The sequence below is a fragment of the Paraburkholderia lebeckiae genome, from assembly GCF_014201005.1.
Classification (GTDB): Bacteria; Pseudomonadota; Gammaproteobacteria; order Burkholderiales; family Burkholderiaceae; genus Paraburkholderia; species Paraburkholderia tuberum.
In genome coordinates this window covers 232038-253455 of record NZ_JACHDK010000007.1, presented here as the reverse complement: position 1 = coordinate 253455, position 21418 = coordinate 232038, and the positions used below count along the sequence as shown (strand labels likewise).

Below are 21418 nucleotides of genomic sequence, written 5' to 3'. Positions count from 1 at the left end.
GCAACGGTGCGGAAACACCGCGCTAATTGCACTGTCACGGCAAGCTCGGAGCATCGGGAACGGTGGGCAGTGGACGTCGCGCGATCCGCTCGGCCTCTACACGTGTGAGACCGAACGCCTGCAACACAATGGCGGCGGTTCGCTGGGCAAACTTGTCCTCCTTCGAGCGAAGCACCTTTCGCGCACGAACAGTCCGCTTCGACGAGATGGCCAGTTGCAGTTCGGCGGCAATTCCCGCGAGCACCGTGCCAATCACGGAGATAACGGACACGAGCCGGTCCGCGATCACAAAGCGCCTTTCTGAAATGCCCTTCTCGCTATCGCGCAGCAGGCGCAGGCCGAGACCCCTGCTGAGCAGGCGCGGCGACAAACCTTCGCGAATGAGGAGTTGCCCCCAAACCGGCTCGCGGTAGGCCCGCAGAAGCGTGTGACGGACTGAGACGGCGATCACTTCCGCTGGATCGGACAACCCCGCGGCGAGGCGATCGAGCGTATCCGCAAATTCCTCGAACAGCCATTCGATGAGCGCCGTGAAGATGCCTTCCTTGGATTCGAAGTGGTTATAGAAGGAACCGAACCCGACGTCGGCTGCCTCGGTGATTTCGTTAATGGTGACGGAGCTCAAACCCTTGGCCGCCACCAGTTCCAGCGCAGCGTCGAGCAGGCGCGCGCGCGTCTCGCGTTTGCGACGGGCACCGCGCGGGTAGCTTCTGTTGATCGCGTCGCGGGACGCACCTGGCGCCTTGAGAGAGCGTCCGCGGCTCGCGCGCGGTTTGGGGGCTTGTGGCATGTCGGCTCCGTAGTCGTGATTATTCGATGTCAGGATTCTAGATACATATGTCATAGTTGACAATAGACTCAGTATTGGGTCTAATCTCACCCCAGACGCCGACAACCGGACGTACGAAGGACCCAACGATGCCGACGGAGCAAAAAAATTCCGTTAGCGGTCGATCCCAGGTCCTCGGCCGGAACTGACAGACCAGCAGATCACCGGGCGGTAGGCATGAGCGGACGCTGCCCCACGTACCGATTGCGTGGAGGCACATCGAGATGGCAAGTACCGACATGCACGTCGATAAGTAGGACTAACGTACCAACGAACCTTGTTTTATGCGTCCGCGCTGATAGCGAACCGTGCTTGCTGGCACTCGGGTTTGCACGGCATCGGGAAATTTTCTTACCAGCGTTATCACCCGTCTTGTGAACATCGTGAAACATTCCGGCCCTATCGCGCAGGCGCCTGCGCGTCGCTTCTTACCTTCCCTCGTCCAATCGCCGCAGTGCGCACGCGTGGTGCTTGCGGCTTGCTGCGCGGTCATGCTCGCGGCATGCCACCAGCGCGAAGCCGCCGCTCCAGAGCCGAAGCCCGTGGTCGCCCTGGCCGTCCACGCTGACGGGCGCACGGCAAGTGCGTCGCTGCCGGCTCAAGTGCAGGCGCGCTACTCCACGGCGCTTTCGTTCAGAGTGGGCGGCAAGATCATCGAACGGCGCGTTCGCCTCGGCGATGCCGTCAAGGCGGGACAGGTCGTTGCGCTGCTCGACCCGACCGATCTGCGCAGTAACCTTGCTAACGCGCGAGCGCAGCTCGATGCCGCCGAACACCGGTTCGTCTTCGCGAAGCAGCAGCTCGATCGCGACCAGGCGCAGGCGCAAGCAAACCTGATTGCACCGGCGCAACTCGAACAGACGCAGGACGCGTACGCATCCGCTGTTGCGCAGCGCGACTCGGCGCTCGCCCAGATGGCGCTCGCCTCGGACAATCTGCGCTATGCGACGCTGCCAGCGGACCACGACGGCGTGATTACCTCGGAGGACGCCGACACGGGCCAGAACGTTCAGGCAACCCAATCCATCTATCACCTCGACTGGACGGGCGACGTGGATATCGTCTGTGACGCGTCCGAGCGCATGCTGAGCTCGCTGACAGTCGGCAGCATGGCGCGCGTGAGCCTGCCCGCGTTGCCCGGCAAGACCTTCGAGGCCCGCGTGCGCGAGGTGTCGCCTAGCGCGGATCCGCAAAGCCGCACCTGGCGCGTCAAGCTCACCCTGAACGCGCCCAGCCCCGCAGTACGCCTCGGCATGACGGCCACCGTTGCGTTCGATGTCGGCGGTGACGCGTCGGGCGCACAGCCGTTCACCGTGCCGGTGACGGCGCTCTTTCATCAGGGCGAGAACCCTGCTGTCTGGGTGGTGCGTACCGGCACCGACACACTTGAACTGCGTCCTGTGACGGTGCAGCGATACGACGAGCGCACGGTCTCCATCGCATCGGGCCTCCGCGACGGCGACCGCGTCGTGGTGCAGGGCGTACACGCCGTTAGCACGGGCCAGCACGTGCAGGTGGTGGCGCCCCTGCATCGGGAGGATTTCCCGTCATGAACTCCCGTGACCAAGAACCCGTGCGCGAGAGCGCGCCTGTCCCGTCTTCCGGGGCAGACAAATCTGGCGAAGGCAGCTTCAATCTTTCCGCCTGGGCGTTGCGTCATCAGCAGCTCGTGATCTTTCTGATCGGGCTCGCCACGCTTTTCGGCGTGATCGGTTATACGCAACTCGCGCAGTCGGAGGACCCGCCGTTCACCTTCCGCACGATGGTGATCAAGACCTACTGGCCTGGTGCGACTGCGCGCGAGGTGCAGGAACAGATCACGGACCGGATCGGCCGCCAGCTACAGGCCGCGCCGAACATCGACAACATCAAGAGCTACTCGCGGCCTGGCGAGTCGATGATCTTCTTCGCCATGAAGGACTCCGCGCCCGTCAGGGAAGTGCCGGACACCTGGTATCAGGTGCGCAAGAAGGTCGGCGACATTGCCGCGACGCTGCCGAAGGGAACCGTCGGCCCGTTTTTTAACGACGAGTTCGGTGACGTCTACACCAACATCTATGCGCTTGAGGGCGACGGCTTTTCGCCGGCGCAACTGCACGACTACGCTGACAGGCTGCGCACCGTCCTGCTGCGCATACCCGGTGTGGCGAAGGTCGACTATTTTGGCGACCCCGATCAGCACATCTTCGTCGAGATATCGAATGCGCAGCTCACGCGGCTTTCGATCACGCCGCAACAGCTCGCTCAGGCGATCGACGCACAGAATGCCGTGGCGCCCGTCGGCACCATCACGACCGCGGACGACCGCGTGTTCGTGCGCCCGAGCGGCGCGCTCAAGGATGTGCAGGCGCTCTCCGACATGCTGATCACCATCAACAGGCGCACGTTCCGGCTGGGCGACATCGCGAAGGTCACGCGCGGTTATGACGACCCGCCGGCGACCCAGATGCGCGTCGGCGGCCAGGCGGTGCTCGGCATCGGCGTGACGATGCAAAAGGGCGGCGACGTGATCGACCTCGGCAAGGCGCTCGACGCAAAAGCCGCCGAACTGCAGGCCACGCTGCCGGCAGGTCTGAAACTCGCTCCGGTTTCGAGCATGCCGCACGCGGTCAAGCACTCGGTGGACGAGTTCGTGAGATCGGTTGGCGAAGCGGTGGCGATCGTGCTGGTCGTGAGCCTGGTCTCGCTCGGCTTGCGCACCGGCACGGTCGTCGTGATCACGATTCCGATCGTGCTGGCGGTGACGGCACTGTGCATGCACATGTTCAATATCGGCCTGGACAAGGTTTCGCTCGGTACGCTCGTGCTCGCACTAGGCCTGCTCGTCGATGACGCGATCATCGCCGTCGAAATGATGGCGGTGAAGCTGGAGCAGGGCTGGAGCCGGGCGCGCTCGGCAGCGTTCGCGTACACCAGCACGGCATTCCCGATGCTGACGGGCACGCTCGTCACCGTATGCGGCTTCCTGCCGATCGCGCTCGCCAAATCGAGCACGGGCGAATACACGCGTTCGATCTTCGAGGTGTCGGCCATCGCGCTGATCGTTTCGTGGTTCGCGGCCGTTGTGCTGGTGCCGTTGCTGGGTTATCACCTGCTGCCGGAACGCAAGCCTGAACCCGGCGGTGCACACCATGATCCGCATGAAATCGGCAACACCGGCTTCTACCGGCACCTGTCGGGATGGGTTGCGTGGTGCGTCGAGCGTCGCTGGGTCGTGCTCGGCGTCACCGTCGTGCTTTTCGCGATTTCCATGCTGGCCTTCACGCGCGTGCCGCAGCAGTTCTTCCCGAACTCGGAACGGCCGGAACTGCTGGTCGATCTGCGGCTGCCGGAAGGCGCCTCGTTCGAAGCGACGCTGCGTGAAGCGAAGCGCCTGGAAAAGGTGCTCGACGGCAAAGCCGGGATCGCCCACTTCGTCGACTTCGTCGGCACCGGCGCGCCGCGTTTTTACCTGACGCTCGACCAGCAGCTTCAACAGCCGAATTTCGCGCAGTTCGTGATCACCGCAAAAAGCGTGGAAAACCGCGAGGAACTGATGCGTTGGCTCGACGGCAAGCTCGAGAAGGATTTCTCCGGCGTGCGGGCGCGCGTCTCCCGGCTCGAGAATGGTCCGCCGGTCGGCTTCCCGATCAAGTTCCGCGTGAGCGGCGACGATATCGCGACCGTGCGATCGATTGCTCAAGAAGTGTCGGACAAGGTCCGCGCCGATCCCCGCACGCGCAACGTCCAGTTCGACTGGGACGAGCCGGCGGAGCGCTCGATCTCGTTCGAGATCGATCAGAACCGCGCGCGCCAGCTTGGTGTCACGTCGGAAGACGTGTCGAACTTCCTCGCGATGACGCTATCGGGCTACACGGTGACGCAGTACCGCGAGCGCGACAAGCTGATCAACGTCGATCTGCGCGCGCCAAAGAGCGAACGAGTCAATCCGGCGCAGCTCACGAGCCTCGCGATGCCGACACCCAACGGCCCGGTGCCGCTCGGTTCGCTCGGACACGTGCGCAATACGCTCGAGTACGGCGTCATCTGGCAACGTGACCGCCAGCCGACCATCACGGTGCAGGCGGACGTGCGCGGCGACGCGCAGGGCATCGACGTGACCCACGACATCGAACGTGCGCTCGCGGCGCAAACCGCCAGGCTGCCGGTCGGCTATCGCATTCAGGTGGGCGGCGCGGTCGAAGAAAGCGTGAAGGGCCAGACGTCGATCAATGCCGAAATGCCGTTGATGATCATCGCCGTGCTGCTGTTGCTGATGATCCAGCTCAAGAACTTCGCGCGGACCTTCATCGTCGTGCTGACGGCGCCGCTCGGCCTGATTGGCGTCGTGGCCGCGCTGCTGCTGTTCGGCAAGCCCTTCGGCTTCGTCGCGCTGCTGGGCGTGATTGCCATGTTCGGCATCATCATGCGCAACTCCGTGATTCTGGTCGACCAGATCGATCAGGATATCGCGGCAGGGCAGCCGCGCTTCGACGCGATTATCGGCGCCACCATAAGGCGTTTCAGACCGATCATGCTGACTGCCGCCGCCGCCGTCCTCGCGCTGATTCCGCTGCTGCGCTCGGGCTTCTTCGGTCCGATGGCGACCGCGCTGATGGGCGGTATCACGATCGCGACGGTACTGACCGTATTCTTCCTGCCCGCGCTGTACGCGGCGTGCTTCAGGGTCCGGCACGACGAGCGCGGAACGCAACCGGTCGTCGCCGAGCAGATGGAGGTTTGATGATGAGCTTCGCCTACAAGACATCCGTGATGGCCGTGGCTGTGGCCATCGCACTGACGGCCTGCACGTTCGGCCCCAACGGCGCGCCCCCGGCGATGCCTTCGCCTGCGCACTACGGTGCCGGGGCACAGCCGGCGAAGACCGTCGCAGCGGGCGGCGTGGCGCAGCAGTTCGATATCGGCGCAGTGGGCGTTCCGCAATGGTGGCAGCTTTACCGGTCGGATGCGCTGAGTGCACTGGTCGAGGAAGGCTTGCGCAACAGCCCCACGCTCGGGGCTGCGCAGCGGACGCTCGCAGCCGCGCAGCAGGAACTGCGCGCCCAGGTCGGCGCATCGACGCTGCCTTCAATCGATGCTGTCGCACAGGTCGATCGCGGACGTTCACCGCTTGTGCCCGGCATTGGCCCCAGCGAGGTTCGCTATAACTTTTTTGCCGGACAGTTTCTCGCGTCCTACACCTTTGACCTGTTCGGTGCGACGCGTTCGGCGAATGCGGCCAGCGCCGCTCGCGTAGACGTGCAGGCGTATCAACTGGAGGCGGCGCGGCGCGCGCTCGCGGCAAACATCGTCGGTACGACGATCAGCGCGGCGGCACTCGATCGCCAGATCGCGCTTACCGAACGGCTCGTCGCCGTGGCCAGGACGGTCGCGGACGAGGACCAGCACCGCTACGCACTCGGCTCGGTCTCGCGTGCGCAGGCGCTTGCGTCGACGCAGGATGCGGCTTCGGCTGCGGCGAGTCTTCCTGCGTTACGCCAGCAGCGCGCCACAGCCCTCCATGCGCTCGCGGTGCTGATGGGCCGCACGCCGGACAACGCGCCGGCCGTTCCCGACCTCGACAGCCTGACATTGCCCGAACACGTGCCCGTCGTGGTGCCGTCGGATCTGCTGCGTTCGCGCCCCGACGTTCAGGCAGCCGACGCCGCCGTGAAGGCCGCTGCCGGCGATGTCGGCGCGGCGACCGCGCAGCTCTTTCCGAGCCTGTCGCTGACGGCCTCGATGGGCCGCGGGGGCTTTAGCTGGCCGGCGGTTCTCTCGGGCGCGGGCGGCTTGTGGGCGATCGGTGCGAGCCTGTCGCAGCCGATTTTCCATGGCGGGGCGCTGTTCGCGCACCGCAAGGCGTCGATCGATGCTTACGATGCGGCGGTGCTGAACTACAAGTCCACCGTTCTGTCGGCGTTCCAGAATGTCGCGGATTCGCTTGCCGCACTGGATAACGACGCACAGACACTCGCGTCGACCGAAGCAGCGGCACAGGCAGCGCAGGCGGGGTTCGACGATACCGCGTCGCGCCGCCGCATGGGTTCGCTGCCGTCAACGGCGGAGCATGCCAGCGAGCAGCGCTTTCTCAACGCACGGATCGGCGCCGTGCGCGCGGCAAGCCAGCGCATGACCGATACCGTCGCACTGTTCCAGGCGATGGGCGAACTGCCGCCGGGCCAGCCGCAAACAGCGTCGGCGCAATGATCGCGTGTCGATGAAGACGGGAAGAGCGACCTGCCGATCAGGCCGCTCTTCCTCGACTGTACCGGCGGGTATCGGAGCAGTCGTTTCATATCCGAAATAAGAATGCGCCCACGTGCAGGAAGGTCAAGACGGACTTCACGTGCATCGAACGCGCCAGAACTTCAGGTTGTCCGGTTCCTGTATGGACTATAAGAAACTGATCGCCTGTCACGAGTGCGATCTGCTGTTTCGCAAGCCTCTGCTACAGGGCGGGCAGACTGCGAGCTGCTCGCGCTGCCGTGCGAGCCTGGAAGGAACGCAGGGAGCGAGCGTGCCCCTCGACCGGATTGGTGCGCTCACCGTTGCAGCTTTGATCACATTCTGTATTGCGCAGGCTTTCCCGGTTATACAACTGCAGACCAACGGTATGACGTCGGAGGCGACGCTATTCGGCGCGGTGCAGTCGTTGTGGACGGGGCACATGCGCATCGTCGCAATGATGGTCTTGTGTTCGGCGATCCTGTTTCCGCTAATCGAACTCCTCGCCCTTCTCTATGTGCTCGTTCCGCTGCGCCTTGGCAAGGTAGTACGTCATTTCAATCGAATGCTTCGCGTCGTGCAGCTCATCCGTCCATGGGGCATGGTCGAAGTGTTCATGCTCGGCGTGGTCATCACGATCGTGAAAATGGTCAGCATGGCGCGGGTGATCCCTGGGCCAGGACTGTTTGCATTCGGTGCACTCACGTTGATGTTGGCATTTCTCTCGACTTTCGACCCGCGCGTGCTCTGGTCAACGCGGGACGAAATAAAGTTTCGACGACCCGCTGAGATCCGCTGGACCAGAGTGAAGCACAGGTGTGCCCCGCGAGCCCCGACGTTCTTCGGGCGGAAGCCCGCGGCGGCGGCGCATATGACGGCGCGGCGCGCCGGGCTCATAGCCTGTCATACCTGTGGACTGGTGCAGAAGCACATCGCGGCGTCCGCAGAGCAGCGCTGCTCGCGGTGCGAATCGGTGCTGCACACGCGCCGTCCCGACAGCGTGACGCGCACGTCGAGTCTGGTTCTTGCCGCTGCGCTCGCCTACATACCCGCGAATCTGTTGCCGATCATGCACGCGTCATCCCTCGGCCACTCGGAGGACGACACGATCCTCGGCGGCGTGGCGTACTTCTGGACTTCAGGCGACTGGCCACTCGCCGTCGTCGTGTTCGTAGCCAGCGTCGTGGTGCCGATGCTCAAACTCGCCATTCTCACGCTGCAGATCGTAGCGGCCCGTCGCAGTCCGGACTGGCAGCCGCTCGAACGCGCGAGGCTGCATCGGCTCGTCGAGTGCGTTGGCCGGTGGTCGATGCTCGATGTCTTCGTTGTCGCACTGACGGTTGCGCTGGTGCATTTCGGTTCGTTTGCCGTTGTCACTGCCGGTCCGGGCGCGCTGGCTTTCGGCGCGGTGGTGGTTCTCACCATGCTGGCGTCGCATCAGTTCGATCCGCGGCTGATCTGGGACAACGTTCGCTGCGGGCCAGCGCGTGGTTCACGGCGATGAACGAATACCGTTCTAGCGGCGTCCGCACTCCTAAATAACCTCATATTTTCGAACTACTCTCCGAGCGATGCATCTTCCCACGCCACCCAGACCTGACATCAAGTCGCGAAAGCGCTGGATTCCCTCTCTCATCTGGTTAGTGCCGCTCATCTGTGCGCTGATCGGTGTTGCGCTGGTAGTCAAATCCATCACCGACAAGGGACCGACAGTCACGGTCACGTTCAGCAACGCTGAGGGCATGGAGGCGGGCAAAACGAAGGTCAAATACAAGGACGTGGAGATCGGTTCGGTACAGGCGGTCACGCTGTCAAAGGATCTGCAGCACGTCATCGTCACGATCGAGCTGACCAAACAGGCAGAAAAGTTCGCGAGCCGGGGCACGCGTTTCTGGGTGGTTCGCCCGCGCGTGGGCGCTAACGGCATCTCGGGCCTCGGTACGCTGCTGTCGGGCGCGTATATCGGTGTCGACGTCGGGCAGTCTTCGGAAAGGCAAACCGCATTTGTCGGCCTCGAAAGACCGCCGATCGTCACTTCCGGGCAGCCGGGGCATCAATACACGCTGAGAGGCGACTCCTTGGGCTCCGTCGATATCGGCGCGCCGATTTTCTACCATCGCATCCAGGTAGGCCAGGTGGTCGGTTTTTCGCTCGATCCGCATGGCACCGGCGTCATCGTCAATGTTTTCGTCAATGCCCCGTTTGACCAGTATGTCGGCACCAATACAAGGTGGTGGCACGCAAGCGGTGTTGACCTCCGCCTCGATTCGAATGGATTGAAGCTCAATACGCAATCTCTGGCGACAGTGGTCGTCGGAGGCCTGGCGTTCCAGTCGCCGCCGGGTCAGGACGCCGGACAACCGGCCGCTGAGAAGGCCATATTCCGACTCGCATCGGACGAGTCGGACGCGATGCGCGAGCCCGACGGCGCGCCGCTCAATGTGGTGATGCGGTTCAACCAGTCGCTGCGCGGCCTGTCTGTCGGCGCTCCTGTCGACCTTCGAGGCATCGCGCTGGGGCAGGTGACGGACATCGGTATCGAATACAACGAAAAGGAGAAGAGTTTCAGCATGAAGGTATCGCTGGCGCTGTATCCCGACCGGCTCAGCCGGCGCTCCAACGAAGCGCTACCGGCTCCGAACTCGCAGGGTGGTCATGAGTTGCTGGAAAACCTCGTCATGGAGGGAATGCGCGGTCAGTTGCGAACCGGCAACCTGCTGACAGGCCAGCTATTCGTGGCGCTCGACATGTTTCCGAAAGCGCCTCGGGCGAGCGTCGATGTACACCGCAATCCTATTGAAATGCCGACTGTGCCTAACACCCTTGACGAACTTCAGGTGCAGATCGCCGATATTGCGAGGAAGCTGAATCAGGTGCCGTTCGACAAGATCGGAGCCAACCTTAACGGCGCACTTGAAAACGCCAACAAGCTGTTCGGGCACATGGACACAGAGGTCGTTCCGCAAGCCCGCGACACGCTGGCGGCTGCGCAGAAAACCTTCAGTACCGCCGAAACGACGCTCCGGCAGACCGCGCCCCTGCAGTCGGACATCCAGGATGCGATGCAGGAACTGACACGCACCCTGCAATCCCTCAATGCGCTCGCCGATTATCTGGAACGTCATCCCCAGGCGCTCCTGTTCGGCAAGAAAGGAGACCAACGGTGAAACTGATCCAATCCCGCGCGCGGCGCGCGATCGCCCGTATTGCGACCGTCATGGGTCTGGCCGCGCTGAGCGCCTGCGCTTCCCCGCCGGCCCGCTTCTATACACTCGGCACTGACAGCGAACCGACGCGTGCAAATGTTTCGGTCAGTCCGGCCTTCTGGATCGACATGCGCACGGTGAAGGTGCCGGTTTCAGTCGCAAGGAGCCAGTTCGTCGTACACGTCGATGCGGCGCGCGTCAGGGTTCTGGAAAACGAGCGCTGGGCATCGCCGCTTGCAGACGAGATCCGTAATGCGCTGCTCGCGGCCGCGACTCGGCAGGCGGGCGGCCCCGACACGTACCAGCCGGGTCACGCCGAGGACGCTCGCACGTATCAGGTCTCCGTCGACGTGCAGCGTTTTGAATCGTGGCCCGGCTCACACGCGCTGCTTGACGTCACCTGGAGTGTACGCAAGTCGAACGACTCACGAACGTTGACCTGCCGCAGCATAATCAGCCAGCCCGTATCGGCCGGCTACGATGCACTCGTCAACGGCCATCGAGTCGCAGTGAGAAGGATAGGCACTCAAATTGGCGAAGTCGTCCGGGAATTTTCGACGGCGCCGTTCGTGTCCGCCGTTGCACCGGCGCGCATGCCCGCGAGTACGAGAAGTTCGGCGTTGGCATGCCCGGCTCCGGCGGGTTGAGCCGATACAGGAATTAATGCGCAACGCAGCGGGAGGGAAATGGAACAATCCCGTCGCCGCAACTATGCCGGCACATTGACGCTCGTCGGGACCGATGCTTGCAACAGCAGCGGGAACGACGATTCCTGCTTGCGCAGGGAGGTCGATGACCTGTGCATCGCGCTCTTTGATCGCTGGTGCGAACGCCGCGAGATCGCGCCACTCGTCTACCTGCTCCATGCGTGGCCGTTTTTGCCGTCGGCGCCTCAACCGGTCAGAGTTGTGTCGCGAACGCTTCACGATCTTTCGAGGTTCCACAGCGAAGCTCTCGGCGGTAAGGAGCGCGAGCTGATTGCCAGCGTGAAGGCTTCAGCAGGTGATTGAGTATTAATCGCTAGTGGCCCGACGGGCTTCTTCGCCGGGCCGCACCCGGCTGAGTTCAGGCCGATCAGACCGATGGCACCGATCGGACCGGACCTCTGAGTTCAATCGGCGTCGACAGTCTCCTCCACGACCGGCAGCGGACGCGCTGCAATCTTCTCCGCCTCCGCACGCTTGAGCCCGAGTGTCTGCAGCAGCACTGCAGCCGTGCGCTCAGCGAAGTGCTCCCCGCTGAAGCCAAGTTCCTTAAGTACGGCTGCCGCGGGCGCGCCCGGAGCGACGTAGTTCAGCTCGGCGGCAATCACACAGAGGACAGTGCCGCCGACCGAAAGAACTCCGATGAACGGGTCGGCGACCACGAAGCGCTTCGCGGCAATACCGTTACTGATGTCGCGCAGCAGCCGCTGGCCGAGCCCGCGGCTGAAAGCGCGCGCTGAAAACCCTTCGCGTATCAGGAATCGTCCCCACACGGGATCGACGCGGGCGCGCATCACGGTATGGCGCACGGAGACGGAAATCACCTCGGCCGGATCGGAAAGGCCACCGGCGAGCCCATCCAGCATGTTCGCGAATTCCTCGAACACGGTGTCGACAAGCGTCGCGTAAATCGCCTCTTTCGATTCGAAGTGGTTATAGAACGAGCCAAAGCCGACATCGGCGGCTTCAGTGATTTCATTGATCGCGACGCCCTCCATGCCCTTTTCGGCCATCAGCCTAAGGGCGGCGTCGAGCAGGCGCGTCCGCGTCTCGCGCTTGCGACGTGCACCGCGCGGCTCCCGTCCTTCGGCAACGGCAACGGGGGCGACCGGCGCGACCGGCGCGGCACGGGTGGGACGTTTTGCTGTCCGGGGATTTGTAGTGTTCGGCATGATGGATCCAAGCTTGGTTATGCCTAAGTATAGATCGTAATGTCTAGGTTGACAAAACACTCAGGAATGACTTTAATGTCATTAAGACGGCCCGAACGCGAGCCTTTCATACAAATACAACAGACAACAGCCGGAGTGACTGTGGAGACAGCAGCAAAGGACGGCGCCGCGCCGTCGAGCCAGAATGGCCGAGTTCGTCCGCACGGGCGCCCTCATGTAGTCCGGGCCCGCTACCTGGTTGGTGCGGACGGCGCGAGCTCACTGGTTGGGCAGCAATTAAAAGGCAAGACTTTCGCCGAAGACTGGCTGATCGTCGATGCGCGACATGTTCCGCGCCCCGTTGACCACATCGAATTCATCTGCGATCACCGTCGACCGACCCCCAGGATGGTCGCGCCTGACGGCCGTGAGCGTTGGGAATTCATGCTAGGGCCTGGCGAGCGTCGCGAGGATATGAAATCGGAGACGCTCATCCGGGAGTTGCTCTCACCATGGGGCAATGTCGACGACATGATCAACGAGCGCAAGGCCGTGTATCGCTTCCATGCACGCACCGTTGATGCATTCAGCAACGGTCGGGTGTTTCTCGCAGGCGACGCGGCCAACATCACGCCCCCGTTCGTCGGGCAGGGCCTGGTTGCAGGACTTCGGGACGCCGCCCCATGCGAAGGCAATGATCAACCTCGCAAAGTTCATGGGCAAGCTCGTCATGCCGCGAAGCGGCGCCGTCGCGCTCCTGACTCATGGATTGATGCGCGACCGTCCGGCCACCGACGTGAACCGTATCGTGCGGGAGAGTCTTGCGTTGCTGTGTAGTCCCGTCGGCGCGCTCGCGCTGGAAGTCCAATACGCAATCCGAACTGTCTGAATCCTTTTTAGCCATGAAACTCACTACTGCGCAACCGGCCCGTCATCCCAATCCCACGACCAGAGCGTCGGCATTAGCCTATCTGATGTTCGACCGGCCGGATCTCGAGAAAGCCGAGCAATTTCTCAATGACTTCGGGCTTCGAACTGTATCGCGCGGTGAAGCGCTATTGCTTCTACGGGGAACGGGTGCTTCGCATTTCTGCTATGTCGTCCGGAAGGCGCCGAAATCCCGGTTTATTGGTTTTGGGCTACAGGTCGACAACAAGGCCGATCTTGATGCACTTGCAAAGCTACCTGACGCTTCGGCGGTCGAACGCTCGCCCTTGCCCGGCGGCGGTTATGCAGTACGACTGACCGACCCTTCAGGCTTTCGCGTCGATGCGATATGGGGCCAAACGGCAGCCGCAACGTTGTCCCATCGGCCGCCTTTGTCATTCAACTCCGTGGATGCGACGGTCCGGATCAACGGGACGCAGCGACCGCCCGAAGGCGCGCCGGACGTTATCCGGCTCGGACACGTCGTGCTCGAACTCGTTGACTATCAGGAAACCTGCGCGTGGTATACGCGGCATTTCGGCCTCATCCCAAGCGACGTGCAGGTGCTTCCCGATGGCTCGCCCGCCGTCGCGTTCATGCGGCTCGATCTCGGCGACAAGCCGTCCGATCACCACACGCTCGCGCTAGCACAGGGCTTTTTACCCACCTATAGCCATAGCGCCTACGAAGTCGTCGACGCCGATGCGGTCGGCATGGGCCAGCGCATTCTGCGCGACGAGGGCTGGACCCATGCATGGGGGATCGGCCGACATATCCTGGGCAGCCAGGTGTTCGACTACTGGCAGGACCCGTGGGGCGACAAGCATGAGCACTATTGCGACGGCGACCTCTTTACGGCGGACGCGCCGACGGGTGTCCATGCGGTGAGCCGCGAGGCGATGGCCCAATGGGGACCGACGATGCCACGCAGCTTCACGAAGCCCAGGTTCACACCCGCGCGCGTCGTGGCACTTTTCAGAAACCTGCGCCGCAGCCCCGACCTGACGTTGAGCAAGCTGCGTACGTTGGCGAAGCTTTTCGCCTGAACCACCGCACTTTCAGAGAATCCGGAGATCGATAAATGGCACTTCACGTTCTGCATTACCTTCATGATGGCCGCGCCCAGTGGGGCGTAGTCGCCAATGGCGCCATCACGCCGATTCCTGGCGAATTCAAGTCGACCGCCGAGTTTATTGAAGCCAATCCCGTCGAACGACTGGCGGTACTGGACGGTTCTCCGATTGCCGAATCGGATGTGCAATGGTTGTCGCCCGTGACCGCCAACCAGCAGTTCATCTGCCAGGGCGCGAATTACCGCCAGCATATGATCGAGTCCGGCATGGACCCGGATGTGAAGAAATTCAACATGATCTTCACGAAGGCGACGAGCTGCATCGCTCCGGCCGACTCGTCCGTGGTCAAGCCAAACGAGGTGCAGTTGCTCGACTACGAGATCGAACTGGGTCTGCTCCTCAAACGCGACGTCACGTCCCGCGCAACGGTCACCGACGAGAACCTGCATGAGTACATTGCTGGTGCCGTGATCGTCAACGACTACTCCGCGCGCGATATCCAGATTCCGCAAATGCAGTTCTACAAGGGCAAGAGCTATCGCACGTTTGGCCCAGTGGGTCCTTACCTTTGCCTTCTTGAGAAACAGGATATTCCGAAGTTAAAGGAGCTCGTGCTGACGCTGACGGTCAACGGAACGGTCCGCCAGAATGACTCCACTTCGGGTCTCGTCTACAGCCCGGCAGAGACCTTGACGGAGCTTTCCGGCGTGCAAGATCTGCACGCCGGCGACCTGCTCGCGACGGGTACGCCCGCCGGCTGTGCACTGAGCATCCCGTCGCCCGAAAAGCAGCGTGCCGCGGCGCAGCTGCCTGAAGCGGAAAAATGGCGCCTCTTCCTGAAGATGCAGGCGGAAAGGCCGCAGTACCTGAAGGTGGGGGATGTCGTGGAGGCGCATATCGTCAGCTACGATCGCTCGATCAATCTGGGCGTGCAGCATAACGTCGTTGTGGAAGAGGCAGCATGAAAGGCGTCGCAAACCTGGACGAAGTCCTTGCCATCGAAACCCAAGGGCTGCCGGCGGATCTCCCGACGAGCACCTACGAGATGATCTGCCGGGGCGCGGCGATTAATCCATCGGCACCGGCACTTTCGTTCTTTGCAACGGCCGACGACTATCGGAACGCCGAGTGCTGGACATACAGTGAACTCGTGCGCGATATCACGCGCACCGCGAACATGTTCTCGCGCCTCGGAGTGCAACGCGACTCAGTCGTCGCATACGTTCTGCCCAACCTCCCTGAAACGCACTTCGTGATCTGGGGTGGGGAGGCCGCTGGAATTGTCTGCGCGATCAATCCATTGCTTGAACAGGAAGCCATCGGCCAACTCCTCAACGCTGCAGGCGCCAGCGTGCTGGTAACACTGGCGCCGTTTCCCGGAACTGATCTTTGGCAAAAGACACAAGCGGTGCTGCACAAGGTCCCTTCGCTGAAGGATCTGGTGCTCGTGAATATGGCTGAACGCGCGACAGGGCCGGAACAGTTCGCGGCGCTGATGCTGCAGCGTGGCGAGTGTTCAAGGCTGCATGGCGAGGGTGGTGTGCGCAGCGTGGTTCCTGCGCATATAAATATCCACGACTTCGGCGCTGCCATCGCGCAGGAGTCGGGCACGGCACTTCGTGGCGCGCGGCACTTCGGCGCCGACGACGTGTCCTCGTACTTCTGCACAGGAGGTACCACGGGACTGCCGAAGATCGCGATGCGCCGTCACGGCAACGAGGTGGCTAATGCCTGGAGCACGGGTCAGTTCTTCGGTGACAGCGTGGGGCCGGGCAAGACCATTTTCTGCGGACTGCCGCTCTTCCACGTCAACGCCGTCATGGCGACCGGTCTTCTGCCTTTCTCCAGAGGCGCCCACGTCGTGCTCGGCACGCCGCAAGGCTATCGCGGCGACGGCGTCGTCAAACGTTTCTGGGAAATCGTTGAGTATCACCGCATCAACTTATTCAGCGGCGTCCCGACACTTTATGCTGCGCTACTTGATATTCCTGTCGGCGAGCACGATGTCAGCTCGCTCGAATATGGACTGTGCGGTGCGGCTCCCATGCCGGTCGAAGTTTTCCGGACCTTTCAGGAAAGAACGCGCATCAGGATTCTCGAGGGCTATGGTTTGACCGAGGGTACCTGCGTGAGCAGCGTCAATCCGCCTCTGGGCGAGCGCAGGTTGGGGTCGATCGGGCTTTGCATTCCGGGCCAGGCGATGAAAGCCGTCGTCGTCGACACCGACGGCAGCTATGTGCGGGATTGCGGTATTGATGAGGTCGGTTTGCTGATCATTTCCGGCCCGAACGTTTTTCTCGGATATACCATGCCCGAGCAGAACAAGGGTCTCTGGCTGAACCTCGGCGATGGCAGGCGCTGGCTCAATACCGGTGACCTCGGTCGATGCGATGTCAAAGGTTATTTCTGGCTTACCGGTCGCAAAAAGGAAGTGATCATTCGTGGCGGTCACAACATCGATCCGGCAGCGATCGAGGAACCGCTTTATCGCCATCCTGCCGTCAAGATCGCGGCGGCCGTCGGTCGTCCCGATGCACACGCCGGGGAATTGCCGATTGCCTATGTCCAGCTCAAGCAGGGTGCAACCACGACCGAGGACGAACTAGCCGAGTTTGTGCGACTCGAGATCGGCGAGCGCGCGGCACTGCCGAAGCGGATCAGAATCGTGGATGCGATGCCGCTCACTGGCGTGGGGAAGATTTTCAAGCCGGCGCTGAAACAGCGTGAGACGGCAGACGCGTTAGAGTCGGCTCTCGTGGAAGCTGGCGTCGAGGGTGCAACCGTTAGCATCATCGAAGATGGTTCGCGCGGGGTTTCACTCCACGTCGAGCTTCCCGACCCCGCGCTCGAAGCACTGGCGACTTCCATTCTCGGGCGCTTTCCGTTCGCATTTTCGCTTTCGGTTGTCGCGAGGCCATCACGGACAAAGCAATGTTGATGTCACGGCGGCGACGGGGACGCCAAGCTGGCCAAGGTGATAGGAGCCTGGCATCAACGGACGTGTCCGGTCACGCGCACGCGGCCCGATGCCGCGTTCCAAACGCCAGTGTCATGAGTTAAAAGCTCACGTCGGTTTAGAGGGAAGAGGACGAGTATTGCTTCAGAACGGTCCTTGCGTTCGCTTGTTGAAAAATGGCTCGGGCCAATATCGGCGCCGGTTGGATTATTTTTCTTTCGTCCAGCAGGCGGTACGGAGGATACAAAACTACGACAAAGATAACGCGAAAGCGTATTTCCACATGACGTGTACGAGGCCGCAGCGGTGCTAGAGAAATTGATGCTGTATTCATGTCACTTAGTATGACTACCTAATCAGATGGAACCGGTGGCCTTGATATGCGCACGGGGCCTAGGAGGAACGACGCAGCGACCCGGGACGGCGCGCCGGATTGGTTCCACAGGATGCACCACGGGTTCACAAAAATGCCCGGACAACGAGACAGGAGAAGACACGTGATGAACTACAGACGAATGATCCGCTCTGCCAGTATGGCGGCTTGCCTCTGCTCGGCTGCGCATACCGACAATGCAAACGCCCAGTCGGCGGGAAGCATTACGCTGTCGACAGGATGGCTTCACATTGCGCCACAGGGCGACGCAACGCCACTCACCGTGGAGAGTATTGGCGGCGAAACGGTGAATCGCCAATTAGCCGGTACCGGGGCGCATGCGACGTCAACGGATACGGTGGGAATTAACACCGAGTACTACGTTACGGACAACATTGGCGTCGCCATGCTTCTGGGACTGCCATTGACAGTGAATCTGGTTGGCGACGGGACGCTAGCGAAGTATGGCAACCTCGGCTCGACGAGGCCGATGCCGCCCGCCATCGAACTTCGATACCACCTCTTTTCAGCCGGCTCGAAATTCCGTCCATTTATCGGTTTGGGCGTGAACTACACGTGGTTCACCCAGGTTCGGACGACCAATAGCCAGTTTGTCACTGATAGCGTTGGTCCCGGTGGTTCGGCACACGCAACACTCAGTTCATCGTGGAATCCGGTATTCGAGATCGGGGCAAGTTACGCGATTACAAAACACTGGGCTGTCGGAACCTCCGTCAACTACATGCCGGTTAAGACCATGCTTACGTTAGATGGTCAGACCGCGAATGGAACGCAGATCGTTTCCAAATCGACGCTCCGACTCAATCCCCTTAGCGTCTTCGTGAACGTCGCCTATGCGTTCTAGCGCGTACGACTCGCTAATGCACCGATCGAGAGATTTGAATGCCCATCGAAGAGATCGACTACGTGATTTTTCGCGCCCCGGGCCTTGCAGCGGTCCGCGACGTCATGCCACCGCTAGCGCACCCCGCTTCCCTTTGGATCGAATAATGAAACGACAGGTCCTCAAGACTATTCTTTTTGCTTTGCCCAAGGTTCTTGACCTGACGGCACGCCGCTTTCCCGCTTATCGTGACCGCCTGAAGGAGCGCGATCTCGTGGCCTGGATCGGACTCGCGGATCAAAGCATCGGTCGCGTCATCAAGCTCAGGAACGGACGCGTCCGTTCTAGCGCCGGCAGGCATCCGCGGCCCGACGTGAGCATGGTCTTCAAGGATGTCGCCACCGCCCTGAAGTTCCTTTCCCCCAACCCGGACCAGGGCGAAATCATCCACGCTGCCAAGAACTTCAAGGTGGTCACCGAGGGCGAGGACGAACTGCTGGTTTGGCTCATGCAGACCCTGAGCATGATGCGGACCGTCGGCCTGCCGATGGGCACGCCTTTGCGCGACGGCACCCGCCGCTACACCACCTGCACCAACGGCGGGCCTCTGTTCGTCTACGTCAAGGATGGCCGCATCGTTCGGGTGACTCCGATCGAGCTGGACAGCACGGATGCACCAAGTTACGTGATCGAGGCGCGCGGCCGCCGTTTCAGCCCGCCACGGCGTAGCCTGGTCGCGCCCCACGCCTTGACGCTCAAGTCGCTCGTCTATTCCGACAAGCGCATCCTTCATCCCATGAAGCGGGTCGACTTCGACCCTGACGGCGAACGCAATCCCCAGAACCGGGGCAAATCCGGCTATGTGCGTATCGGTTGGGACGAGGCGCTGGACATTGTCGCCAGGGAAATCAACCGGCAGAAGCGCGTTCACGGTCCCGGCTCCATCACCTTCCCGATGTCGTCCCATCACCAATGGGGCAACGTGGGCTATTACCTCAGCGCGCTGACGCGCTTTGCCAACCTGATCGGCTTCACCCGGGTCGCGGCCAATCCGGATAGCTGGGAGGGCTGGTACTGGGGCGCCATGCATCATTTCGGCAACTCGATGCGCGTCGGCGTGCCATCCGGCTATGGTGGCGTCGAAGATTGCCTGAAGGAAGCCGACATGATCGTCTTCTGGTCCTGCGACCCCGAAAGCACCAACGGGGCCTATGCGGGATTCGAGGGGACTCCGCGGCGCCTGTGGGCAAAGGAACTCGGCATTGAGTTTGTTCATATCGACCCGCACTGCAACCCGACCGCGCAGTTGCTGGGCGGCCGCTGGATTCCGGTCCGACCACAAACCGATGCTGCTCTCGCCACCGCCATCATGTACGTATGGGCCATGGAGGGCTTGTACGACGAGGATTACATCGCCACCCGCACGACCGGGTTCGACGAGTGGAGGGCCTATCTTCTGGGCGAATCCGACGGCGTTCCCAAGACGCCCGAGTGGCAGGAGGGCGAAACGGGCGTGCCCGCCAAGGACGTCCGTGCGCTTGCGCGCCGATGGGGGAACAGGAAGGTCCATCTCGCGGTCGGGATGACCGGCGCGGGATTCGGCGGCGCGGGCCGCGGTGCGACCGGAGCGCAATGGGCGCGCTGCATGATCATGATGATGGCGATGCAGGGCTGGGGCAAACCGGGGGTCAATTTCGGCTGCCTTGAGGCCGGGGTGCCCCACGACCTCCATTTCTATTTCCCCGGCTACGCGGACGGCGGTATATCCGGCGACCTGGCGTGGACCGCCAATGCGGTAAACAATTACCAGCGCATGCCGCACATTCTGTCCATGAATCCCGTCAAGCAATTGGTCCCGCGGCAGCAACTGCCGGAGGCCATCATCAACGGCCATGCGACGGGCTACCTCTGGGACGGCATGTCCCAGGAAGCCCAGTTCGCGCCGTTCAGCTACCCCATGCCCGGATATTCGCCGATCCACATGATCTACCGCTACGGCGGGTCCGCCTTCAGCACGGTGACGAATTCCGGACGCTGGGCTGAAGCCTACCAGCACCCGAGCATCGAGTTCGTGGTCAACCAGTCGATCTGGATGGAGGGCGAGGCCCAGTTCGCCGACATCATCCTGCCGGCGTGCACCGCGCTGGAGCGCTGGGACATCGGCGAATGGGCGAATTCCGGCGGCTACGCCCATCATGGGTTTAGCACGGTCAATCATCGGGTGATGACGCTGCAGCACAAGTGCATCGAGCCTTTGGGCGAGTCCCGTTCCGACTACGACATCTTCGCCGCCATCCTGACCCGGCTGGGCCTTGGCGGGGTGTTCACCGAGGGATGCAGCGAACTGGACTGGGTCAAGCGGGTCTTCGACTCGTCGGACCTGCCTGATCACGTTTCGTGGCGCGAGTTCTGTCGCAAGGGCTATTTCGTCGTGCCGCCCGAGAAGCCCGAGTTGCGCCATCCGGTGGACATGCGCTGGTTCGCGGAAGGCCGGCGCAAGGATCTGCAGGAACCCCATCCGCTGCCGTCGCAGTTCGCCGAAAAATTCGGCATGGGTCTGCAGACACCGAGCGGCAAGCTGGAGTTCGTGCCCGAGTTGCTGAAGCGGCACACCGCGGACAATCCCGAGCGGCCGCCGCTAAACCGATATATGCCCTCATGGGAGGGGAGGCGCTCGGACCTGGCTCAGCGCTATCCGCTGCAGCTGATCGCCACCCACAGCCGTTACAGCTTCCATACCCATTGTGACGGCAAGAACTCCGCGGTCAACAGTGTCGAGGACCATCGCGCGCTGATTGGCGGGCACCGCTTCTGGCTGCTGAGGCTTGGTCCGGCCGACGCGGCTATTCGAGGCATTGCCCATCGCGACCTCGTCAAGGTGTACAACGACCGCGGCGCGGTGATCTGCGCGGCCGACGTCTCGGCGCTGGTCACCGCGGGAGTGGTCAAGTCGTACGAGGCGAGCGCCGAGTTTCAAATGATCGAAATAGATGGCGAGCGAGTCGAGATAGGCGGTTGTATGAACGTGCTCACCCCCGACCGGCCGCAAACCGCCGGAACCAGCAGTATGAGCCCGAACTCCTGCCTGGTGCAGGTCGAGAAGTGGCGAAGCGCCGAGGCGTTCGTGCTCGGTCGCGCAGCGTGAGGA

The 21418-nt window shown here is 62.3% G+C and carries 14 protein-coding genes and 1 pseudogene; 13 read left to right on the top strand and 2 right to left on the bottom strand.

The features are described from left to right. Positions 1–34: 34 nt before the first annotated feature. Entirely contained in the window at positions 35–790 is a 756-nt protein-coding gene (locus HDG39_RS16075) for a TetR/AcrR family transcriptional regulator (RefSeq protein ID WP_184006902.1), read from the bottom strand. 530 nt (positions 791–1320) lie between these two features. Here HDG39_RS16075 and HDG39_RS16070 point away from each other — a divergent pair. The 7 genes from HDG39_RS16070 (at position 1321) to HDG39_RS16040 (ending at position 11252) form a co-directional block, all read left to right on the top strand. Continuing rightward, complete coding sequence (locus tag HDG39_RS16070) at positions 1321–2382, top strand: efflux RND transporter periplasmic adaptor subunit (protein ID WP_221305771.1); 1062 nt, start codon at positions 1321–1323, stop codon at positions 2380–2382. Further along, a complete protein-coding gene (locus HDG39_RS16065; protein ID WP_184006901.1) occupies positions 2379–5552 on the top strand; it encodes an efflux RND transporter permease subunit in 3174 nt (1057 codons plus the stop codon). Before HDG39_RS16070 ends, HDG39_RS16065 begins: the two co-directional genes overlap by 4 nt. Before the next feature lie 2 nt (positions 5553–5554). Then, complete coding sequence (locus HDG39_RS16060) at positions 5555–7018, top strand: efflux transporter outer membrane subunit (protein ID WP_184007007.1); 1464 nt, start codon at positions 5555–5557, stop codon at positions 7016–7018. A 181-nt stretch (positions 7019–7199) separates the two neighbouring features. After that, positions 7200–8540, top strand: coding sequence for a paraquat-inducible protein A (locus HDG39_RS16055; protein ID WP_184006900.1), 1341 nt, complete (start codon positions 7200–7202; stop codon positions 8538–8540). Between the two features lie 67 nt (positions 8541–8607). Continuing rightward, the gene (locus HDG39_RS16050) at positions 8608–10203 is read left to right on the top strand and encodes a PqiB family protein (protein WP_184006899.1); all 1596 of its coding nucleotides are present in this window, start codon (positions 8608–8610) and stop codon (positions 10201–10203) included. Then, positions 10200–10889: a PqiC family protein gene (locus tag HDG39_RS16045; protein WP_184006898.1), complete on the top strand. Its 690-nt coding sequence runs from the start codon at positions 10200–10202 to the stop codon at positions 10887–10889. The genes HDG39_RS16050 and HDG39_RS16045 overlap by 4 nt, the downstream gene beginning before the upstream one ends. A gap of 39 nt (positions 10890–10928) precedes the next feature. Then, on the top strand, positions 10929–11252 hold the full coding sequence (locus HDG39_RS16040; RefSeq protein ID WP_184006897.1) for a hypothetical protein: 324 nt from the start codon (positions 10929–10931) through the stop codon (positions 11250–11252). A gap of 101 nt (positions 11253–11353) precedes the next feature. Here HDG39_RS16040 and HDG39_RS16035 read toward each other — a convergent pair whose 3' ends face one another. Continuing rightward, positions 11354–12118, bottom strand: coding sequence for a TetR/AcrR family transcriptional regulator (locus tag HDG39_RS16035; RefSeq protein ID WP_184006896.1), 765 nt, complete (start codon positions 12116–12118; stop codon positions 11354–11356). A 156-nt stretch (positions 12119–12274) separates the two neighbouring features. Between HDG39_RS16035 and HDG39_RS16030 the strand changes: the two are divergent. From HDG39_RS16030 to HDG39_RS16005, 6 genes and pseudogenes are all read left to right on the top strand, one after another. Continuing rightward, a pseudogene (locus HDG39_RS16030) lies at positions 12275–12875 on the top strand (FAD-dependent monooxygenase); the annotation flags it as partial. Positions 12876–12999: 124 nt separating this feature from the next. Then, complete coding sequence (locus HDG39_RS16025) at positions 13000–14070, top strand: VOC family protein (protein ID WP_184007006.1); 1071 nt, start codon at positions 13000–13002, stop codon at positions 14068–14070. A 35-nt stretch (positions 14071–14105) separates the two neighbouring features. Next, positions 14106–15062 (top strand): fumarylacetoacetate hydrolase family protein, encoded by a 957-nt coding sequence (locus tag HDG39_RS16020; protein ID WP_184006895.1) that lies wholly within the window; start codon positions 14106–14108, stop codon positions 15060–15062. Further along, entirely contained in the window at positions 15059–17035 is a 1977-nt protein-coding gene (locus HDG39_RS16015) for an acyl-CoA synthetase (protein ID WP_184006894.1), read from the top strand. The genes HDG39_RS16020 and HDG39_RS16015 overlap by 4 nt, the downstream gene beginning before the upstream one ends. A gap of 518 nt (positions 17036–17553) precedes the next feature. Continuing rightward, a complete protein-coding gene (locus HDG39_RS16010) occupies positions 17554–18291 on the top strand; it encodes an OmpW/AlkL family protein (RefSeq protein ID WP_184007005.1) in 738 nt (245 codons plus the stop codon). A gap of 145 nt (positions 18292–18436) precedes the next feature. Then, entirely contained in the window at positions 18437–21415 is a 2979-nt protein-coding gene (locus HDG39_RS16005; RefSeq protein WP_184006893.1) for a molybdopterin-dependent oxidoreductase, read from the top strand. Positions 21416–21418 lie beyond the last annotated feature (3 nt).

What these genes read in the sequence shown, in the direction of transcription:
- HDG39_RS16065 (WP_184006901.1), top strand. Translation starts at nt 2,379, where the DNA reads ATGAACTCCCGTGACCAAGAACCCGTGCGCGAGAGCGCGCCTGTCCCG.
- HDG39_RS16005 (WP_184006893.1), top strand. Translation starts at nt 18,437, where the DNA reads ATGAAACGACAGGTCCTCAAGACTATTCTTTTTGCTTTGCCCAAGGTT.
- HDG39_RS16025 (WP_184007006.1), top strand. Translation starts at nt 13,000, where the DNA reads ATGAAACTCACTACTGCGCAACCGGCCCGTCATCCCAATCCCACGACC.
- HDG39_RS16020 (WP_184006895.1), top strand. Translation starts at nt 14,106, where the DNA reads ATGGCACTTCACGTTCTGCATTACCTTCATGATGGCCGCGCCCAGTGG.
- HDG39_RS16055 (WP_184006900.1), top strand. Translation starts at nt 7,200, where the DNA reads ATGGACTATAAGAAACTGATCGCCTGTCACGAGTGCGATCTGCTGTTT.
- HDG39_RS16075 (WP_184006902.1), bottom strand. Translation starts at nt 790, where the DNA reads ATGCCACAAGCCCCCAAACCGCGCGCGAGCCGCGGACGCTCTCTCAAG.
- HDG39_RS16060 (WP_184007007.1), top strand. Translation starts at nt 5,555, where the DNA reads ATGAGCTTCGCCTACAAGACATCCGTGATGGCCGTGGCTGTGGCCATC.
- HDG39_RS16035 (WP_184006896.1), bottom strand. Translation starts at nt 12,118, where the DNA reads ATGCCGAACACTACAAATCCCCGGACAGCAAAACGTCCCACCCGTGCC.
- HDG39_RS16040 (WP_184006897.1), top strand. Translation starts at nt 10,929, where the DNA reads ATGGAACAATCCCGTCGCCGCAACTATGCCGGCACATTGACGCTCGTC.
- HDG39_RS16070 (WP_221305771.1), top strand. Translation starts at nt 1,321, where the DNA reads ATGCTCGCGGCATGCCACCAGCGCGAAGCCGCCGCTCCAGAGCCGAAG.
- HDG39_RS16050 (WP_184006899.1), top strand. Translation starts at nt 8,608, where the DNA reads ATGCATCTTCCCACGCCACCCAGACCTGACATCAAGTCGCGAAAGCGC.
- HDG39_RS16010 (WP_184007005.1), top strand. Translation starts at nt 17,554, where the DNA reads ATGAACTACAGACGAATGATCCGCTCTGCCAGTATGGCGGCTTGCCTC.
- HDG39_RS16015 (WP_184006894.1), top strand. Translation starts at nt 15,059, where the DNA reads ATGAAAGGCGTCGCAAACCTGGACGAAGTCCTTGCCATCGAAACCCAA.